We start from the raw sequence: 6390 nt of genomic DNA, 5'->3' as shown, positions 1-6390 counted from the left end.
AACACCATCAAGGTCATCAAGCGTCGAGCTTACGGGTACCGCGACGACGAATACTTCTTCCTCAAGATTCGCGCCGCGTTCCCCGGTAATCCTCGATGAACCTTTTTTTTCGGGCGCTGCCGGGAACACGGACGCGCGCCGATGCAGGAGGAATGACGATGACCGAAGACGAACGCGCGATCCGCGAACTCGTGGACACCTGGTTCGTGTCGAGCCGGCGCGGCGATCTGGCGACCGTGCTCGACCTGATCGCCGACGACGCGATCTTCATGGTGGCCGGCCAGCCGCCGTTCGACAAGGCGGCGTTCGCGGCCGCGTCGCGCGACGCGAACGCCGGCGCAGAACACGCACCGACGATCGACGGCCGGTACCGGATCGACGAGCTGCGCGTGATCGGCGACTGGGCGTACATGCGCAATTTCATCGAAATCGACGCGACGCCGCCGGGCGGCAACACGATCCGCCGGTCGGGCCACACGCTGACGATCTTCCGCAAGGCCGACGGCCGCTGGCAGCTCGTGCGCGACGCGAATCTCGTCACGCTCGCGGGCTGAGCGCGACCGCGCATGCCGACGCCTACGCGGACGCCCGCGGCGCGTTCGCCGGGCGCGCGCCGGCCAGCAATGGCGGCACCAGCAGGTACAGCAGCGCGGCCGCGGCCCACACGAGCCCCGGCCACGTCGCGCGCGTCGCCGCGTAGGTCGCGGTGACGACCAGCGGCCCCGCGACGCCGATCAGGCTCCCCACGCTCGCGAGCGTGCCCTGCAGTTCGCCCTGGCGCGCCTCGTCGACCTGCCGCGCGAGCATCGCCTGCAACGCCGGCAGCGTCATGCCGCCGGCCGCGAACAACGGCAGCAGCGCGAACGGCACCCATGCGGCGGTCGCGAACGCGATGACCGCCAGCCCGAGCGCATCGCCCGCCAGGCCCAGTGCGAGCGCGCGCCGCTCGCCGAGCCGCGCGATCAGCGGCCCGATCGCAAACGCCTGCGCGAGCGCGTGGCACGCGCCGTAACCGGCAAGCGACAGCCCCGCGATCGGTGTCGACCAGCCGAAATGTTCCTGGCCGTACAGGATCCACAGCGTCGCGGGCGCCTGCGACACGAGCGCCACGATCACGTAGATGCCGACCAGCGGCGCGAGCGCGGGCGCGCCGCTCAGCCGGCGCAGGCTCGCGAACGGGTTGAGCGTACCGACCGCGCGGCCTTGCCGGGCCGACGGCGCGCGCGATTCCGGCAATACACGCCACACGAGCACGAGATTCAGCGCGTTGAGCAATGCGGCCGCGACGAACGGCGCACGCAGGTGCAGCGCGCCGAGCAGCCCGCCGATCAGCGGGCCGGCGATGAAGCCGGTGCCCATCATCGCGCCGAGCTGGCCGAAGCGCCGCGCGCGGTCGGGCTCGGCCGTCACGTCGGTCACGTATGCGGTCGCGACCGCGACGTTCGCGCCGGTGATGCCCGCGATCAGCCGCCCGACGTAAAGCCACGCGAGCGTCGGCGCGAGCGCCATCAGCAGATAGTCGAGCGCGGCGCCCGCGAGCGACGCGAGCAGCACCGGGCGGCGGCCGAACCGGTCGCTCAGTGTGCCGAGCAGCGGCGCACAGAGGAACTGCGCGAACGCGTACAGCGCGAGCAGGATGCCATAGTGGGTGTCGGTGCTGCCCGCGGAGGCCAGCGAGCGCAGCAGCCCGGGCAGGATCGGCATCACGATGCCGACGCCGATCGCGTCGAGCAGCACCGTGGCCAGGATGGCAATCAGGGACGGATTCAAGGGTGTCACCCTATCGATGATAGAGTACGGAGTATTCCACATTTTCCCTATCGGTGATAGAGATGAAGGACACGGGCGCGCGGCTGACGCGCGATACGGTATTGCGCGCGGCGCTCGACCTGCTGAATGAAGTCGGCATCGACGCGTTGTCGACCCGGCGGCTGGCCGAGCGGCTCGGCGTGCAGTCGCCGACGCTGTACTGGCATTTCAGGAACAAGGCCGAACTGCTCGACGCGATGGCCGAGGCGATCATGCTCGAGCGCCATGGCGCGTCGCTGCCGGAGCCGGGCGACGTCTGGGACGTATGGCTCGCGGAGAATGCGCGCAGTTTCCGCCGTGCGCTGCTCGCCTATCGCGACGGCGCGCGCCTGCACGCCGGCACGCGGCCGCGCGCGCTGCATTTCAGCTCGATCGAACGCAAGGTCGCGCTGCTGGGCGAAGCGGGGTTCAAGCCGGACGAGGCGGTCGACGTGATGGTCGCGATCGGGCGCTTCGTGGTCGGCTGGGTGCTGGAAGAGCAGGCGCAGCCGGACGCAGACGCCGATGCGCTGCTGCCGGATGCGGCCGAGTATCCGTTGTTCGCGCAAGGCTGGGCCACGCTGCGGGAGCGCAGCGGCGACGAAGCGTTCGAGCGCGGCATCGCATGGATCGTCGACGGCGCCCGCGCGCGCCTGGCGGCGCGTCGGGCGGGTTGAGCGGTCAGTCCGGCGTGCGGCCGTCGAGCACGCGTTCGAGCGCGTCGAGCGCGCGGGCCGTCGAATCCGGCGCGACGCAGTCGACCACGATCCGCTCCGGCATCGCGCGCAGCCACGTGATCTGGCGCTTGCACAGCTGGCGGGTCGCGAAGATGCCCTTGTCGCGCATCGTCCGGTAGTCGATGTCGCCGTCGAGGAATTCCCACGCCTGCCGGTAGCCGACGCAACGCATCGACGGCAGGTCGGGATGGAGATCGTCGCGGCGCCGCAGCCGTTCGACTTCGTCGATGAAGCCCGCGTCGAGCATCGCGTCGAAGCGCTGCGCGATCCGCGCGTGCAGCACCGCGCGATCCGACGGCTCGAGCGCGACCGGCACGAAGCGGTATGCGGCGGCCGCATCGTCCGTGCGGCGCGGCGCGGCGAGCAGCACCGACATCGGCTGCCCGCTCAGCATGAAGATTTCCAGTGCGCGCTGGATCCGCTGCGAATCGTTCGGCGCGAGCCGCGCGGCCGTGTCGGGATCGACCTGCGCGAGCCGCGCGTGCAGCGCGGGCCAGCCGTCGCGGGCGGCGTCGGCGTCGAGTGCCGCGCGGATCTCCGGGTCGGCGCCCGGCAGATCGTTGAGCCCGTGCGTCAGCGCCTTGTAGTACAGCATCGTGCCGCCCGCGAGCAGCGGTGTGCGGCCGCGCGCGACGATCTCGCCGATCAGCCGCAGCGTGTCCGCGCGGAATTCCGCGGCCGAATACGCGTCGGCCGGGTCGATGATGTCGATCAGGTGATGCGGCACGCTCGCGCGCTCGTCGCGCGACGGTTTCGCGGTGCCGATATCCATGTCGCGGTAGACGAGCGCCGAATCGACGCTGACGATCTCGATCGGGCGGCGCGCGGCGAGCGCCAGCGCCGCCGCCGTCTTCCCCGAGGCGGTGGGGCCGAGCAGGCAGGCGATCGTCGTCGGGCGGGACTGAGAAGACGCGCTCATTGCCCGCGCATGAAGAGACGGTCGAGATCGTTCAGCGTGAGCTGATACCAGGTCGGCCGGCCGTGATTGCACTGGTCCGCGCGCTCGGTCGCCTCCATCTGGCGCAGCAGCGCGTTCATCTCGTCGAGCGTCAGGCGCCGGTTCGCGCGCACCGCGTGATGGCACGCGAGCGTGCCGAGCAGTTCGTGCTGGCGCTCGGTGAGCACGCGCGAGCCGCCGAACGCGTGCAGGTCGGCCAGCACCGCGCGCGCGAGCGACTGCAGGTCGGCATCCTTCAGCAGCGCCGGCACCGCGCGGATCGCGAGCGTCGTCGGCGACAGCACCGCGAGGTCGAAGCCGAGCGATTCCAGCGTGTCGCGCTCTTCTTCGACCGTGCCGATCTCGACCGGCGTGGCCGTCATCGAGATCGGCAGCAGCAGCGACTGCACGGCGACCGAACGATCGGCGAGTGCGTTCTTGAACTGCTCGTACAGGATCCGCTCGTGCGCCGCATGCATGTCGACGATCACGAGGCCGTACGCATTCTGCGCGAGCACGTAGATGCCGTGAATCTGGCCGAGCGCGAAGCCGAGCGGCTGCTCGTCGTGCGTGCCGGCGGCGAGCGGCGCCGCGGCGAAGCCCGGCAGCGGCGCGGCCGGTGCGTCGGTCGCATCGCGCGCGACGAGCGTCGTGCCGTCCGGCGTGCCCGCGCCGCTGTCCTTGCGGCCGAACAGCGCGTCGTAGAGCGCGAGCGGCTGCGCGACGGGCAGCGTGCCCTGCGTCATCCGCGCCTGGCGCATCCAGGTGTTGCCCGCCGACGATGACGACGACGGCGACGAGAAGCCGCTGCCGCCGGCGCCACCGGTCGCATGGCTCGCGCCCTGGCCGAGCGGCGTGTCGAGGAACGACGCCGGCCCGCGCGGCGCGGGCTCGATATGCGCGGCATGGCCGCCCGCGGTGGTTTCCGGCGACGCGCCCGCGTGGCGCGCGAGCGCCCGCTGCACCGCGTGGAACACGTACTGGTGGATCGAGCGCGAATCGCGGAACCGCACCTCGATCTTCGACGGATGCACGTTCACGTCGACCGCTTCGGGCGGCAGGTCGAGGAACAGCACGTAGGACGGGTAGCGGTCGCCGTGCAGCACGTCCTCGTAGGCCGCGCGCACCGCGTGCGTCAGCAGCTTGTCGCGCACGAAGCGGCCGTTCACGAAGAAATACTGCTGGTCGGCGCGCCCGCGGCTCGCGGTCGGCAGGCCGGCGCAGCCGTAGACGGCGAGCGGGCCGGCGCGCTCGTCGAGCGGCAGGTGCGCGGTCGCGAAGCCGTCGCCGAGGATCTTCGCGACGCGCTGCGCGGGCTCGGTCGCATTCCAGTGCTCGACGGCCTTGCCGTTGTGCAGCACCGAGATCGCGACGTCCGGCCGCGCAAGCGCCGCGCGGCGGATCATTTCCAGGCAGTGGCCGAATTCTGTCTGCTCGCTCTTCAGGAACTTGCGCCGCGCGGGCGTGTTGAAGTACAGCTCGCGCACCTCGATCGTCGTGCCGACCGAGCCGGCGGCGGGCGACAGCACGCCCGTTTGCGCATCGATCTTCATCGCATGCGCGGCATCGGCCGTCCGGCTCGTGATCGACATCTCGGCGACCGACGCGATCGACGCGAGCGCTTCACCGCGAAAACCCAGCGTCGCGACCGCCTCGAGCTCCTCGAGCGAGCGGATCTTGCTGGTCGCGTGGCGCATCAGCGCGAGCGCCAGTTCGTCGGGCGGAATCCCGCAGCCGTCGTCGGTGATCGAGATGCGCTTGACGCCGCCTTCTTCCAGCACGATGCGCAGCGTCGTCGCGCCGGCGTCCATCGCGTTCTCGAGCAACTCCTTGACGACCGACGCCGGGCGTTCGACGACCTCGCCGGCGGCGATCTGGCTGATCAGCTGGTCGGGCAGGGGCTGGATCGCGCGCAGCGGGCGCGCGGCGGGGGCGGGCGCGGCGCCCGCGGCCGTTTCGGTGATATCGGACATGGCCGAATTATAGCGAGGCGGCGAACGCATGCCGGGGCAGCCGGCCGTTACGTTTTTTCACGGCGCCTTAAGGTAGTTTCGGTATCATCACTGCGTTGCGCGCGCCGTCTTGGCTGGCGGGCGCCTCCGCCATACCTGGCCTGCTCCGGCCGTTCCGGCCCCATCGCCTTCGAGGAATCGCATTTGGATACGCTGCTTCATTTCGTCAATCTTGTCCTGCATATCGATGCTTTCCTCGGCGATTTCATCCGGCAGTACGGCGCATGGGTCTATCTCGTCCTGTTCCTGATCGTGTTCTGCGAGACGGGGCTCGTCGTGTTCCCGTTCCTGCCCGGCGATTCGCTGCTGTTCATCGGCGGCGCGTTCGCGGCGACGGGCGAAATGAACGTCGGCCTGCTGATCGTGCTGCTGCTCGTCGCGGCGATTTCCGGCAATACCGTGAACTACCTGATCGGCCGCTGGATCGGCCCGAAGGTGTTCAATACGCATATCCCGGTGCTCGAGCGGTTCCTCGATCGCGCCGCGCTGCAGAAGACCCACTCGTTCTACGACAAGCACGGCGGCAAGACGATCGTGCTCGCGCGTTTCATTCCGGTCGTGCGCACGTTCGCACCGTTCGTCGCGGGCGCGTCGTCGATGAGCGTTGCGCGCTTTCAGTTGTTCAACGTGATCGGCGCGCTGGTGTGGGTGCTGCTGCTCGTGCTGCTCGGCTATTTCTTCGGCAACATTCCGTTCATCCGGCAGTACCTGAACGTGATCGTGCTGGTCGGGATCGGCGCGGCGATCGTGCCGGTCGCGCTCGGCGCGGTGTGGAAGCTCGTGCGCGGGCGGCGCTCGGGGGGGGCGCCGAAGGCGGGGGGGCGCTGAGCGCGGGCTTCGTTTTCGATGCAATGAAAAAGCGTGGCAGCGGTGAACTGCCACGCTTTTTTTCGTTTGCGCGGCTCGGGCGCCGCTT

At 70.1% G+C, this 6390-nt stretch carries 6 protein-coding genes; 3 read left to right on the top strand and 3 right to left on the bottom strand.

Annotation, left to right across the window (positions count from 1 at the left end; genetic code table 11):
- Positions 1-158: 158 nt before the first annotated feature.
- Positions 159-554: an SgcJ/EcaC family oxidoreductase gene (locus HWX62_RS27415; protein WP_175933309.1), complete on the top strand. Its 396-nt coding sequence runs from the start codon at positions 159-161 to the stop codon at positions 552-554.
- Positions 555-576: 22 nt separating this feature from the next.
- On the opposite strand, the gene tet is transcribed toward HWX62_RS27415, so the two are convergent.
- The gene (gene tet, locus HWX62_RS27410) at positions 577-1812 is read right to left on the bottom strand and encodes a Tet(A)/Tet(B)/Tet(C) family tetracycline efflux MFS transporter (protein ID WP_208458654.1); all 1236 of its coding nucleotides are present in this window, start codon (positions 1810-1812) and stop codon (positions 577-579) included.
- A gap of 20 nt (positions 1813-1832) precedes the next feature.
- Between tet and tetR the strand changes: the two genes are divergently transcribed.
- Complete coding sequence (gene tetR, locus HWX62_RS27405; protein WP_175985281.1) at positions 1833-2465, top strand: tetracycline resistance transcriptional repressor TetR; 633 nt, start codon at positions 1833-1835, stop codon at positions 2463-2465.
- Positions 2466-2469: 4 nt separating this feature from the next.
- On the opposite strand, the gene miaA is transcribed toward tetR, so the two are convergent.
- Together miaA and mutL are read right to left on the bottom strand one after the other, a co-directional pair.
- Positions 2470-3444 carry a tRNA (adenosine(37)-N6)-dimethylallyltransferase MiaA gene (miaA, locus tag HWX62_RS27400; RefSeq protein ID WP_175933311.1) on the bottom strand — a complete coding sequence of 325 codons (975 nt, stop codon included), beginning with the start codon at positions 3442-3444 and terminating at the stop codon, positions 2470-2472.
- Entirely contained in the window at positions 3441-5435 is a 1995-nt protein-coding gene (gene mutL / locus HWX62_RS27395) for a DNA mismatch repair endonuclease MutL (protein WP_175933312.1), read from the bottom strand. Before mutL ends, miaA begins: the two co-directional genes overlap by 4 nt.
- A 183-nt stretch (positions 5436-5618) precedes the next feature.
- Here mutL and HWX62_RS27390 point away from each other — a divergent pair, with 183 nt between their 5' ends.
- Positions 5619-6302: a DedA family protein gene (locus tag HWX62_RS27390; protein WP_058902161.1), complete on the top strand. Its 684-nt coding sequence runs from the start codon at positions 5619-5621 to the stop codon at positions 6300-6302.
- Positions 6303-6390 lie beyond the last annotated feature (88 nt).

Source organism: Burkholderia sp. BCC0506 (assembly GCF_902833145.1).
In the GTDB taxonomy this organism is placed as follows: domain Bacteria; phylum Pseudomonadota; class Gammaproteobacteria; order Burkholderiales; family Burkholderiaceae; genus Burkholderia.
This window is presented reverse-complemented; position numbering and strand designations above follow the sequence as displayed.

What these genes read in the sequence shown, in the direction of transcription:
- HWX62_RS27415 (WP_175933309.1), top strand. Translation starts at nt 159, where the DNA reads ATGACCGAAGACGAACGCGCGATCCGCGAACTCGTGGACACCTGGTTC.
- tet (WP_208458654.1), bottom strand. Translation starts at nt 1,812, where the DNA reads ATGTGGAATACTCCGTACTCTATCATCGATAGGGTGACACCCTTGAAT.
- tetR (WP_175985281.1), top strand. Translation starts at nt 1,833, where the DNA reads ATGAAGGACACGGGCGCGCGGCTGACGCGCGATACGGTATTGCGCGCG.
- miaA (WP_175933311.1), bottom strand. Translation starts at nt 3,444, where the DNA reads ATGAGCGCGTCTTCTCAGTCCCGCCCGACGACGATCGCCTGCCTGCTC.
- mutL (WP_175933312.1), bottom strand. Translation starts at nt 5,435, where the DNA reads ATGTCCGATATCACCGAAACGGCCGCGGGCGCCGCGCCCGCCCCCGCC.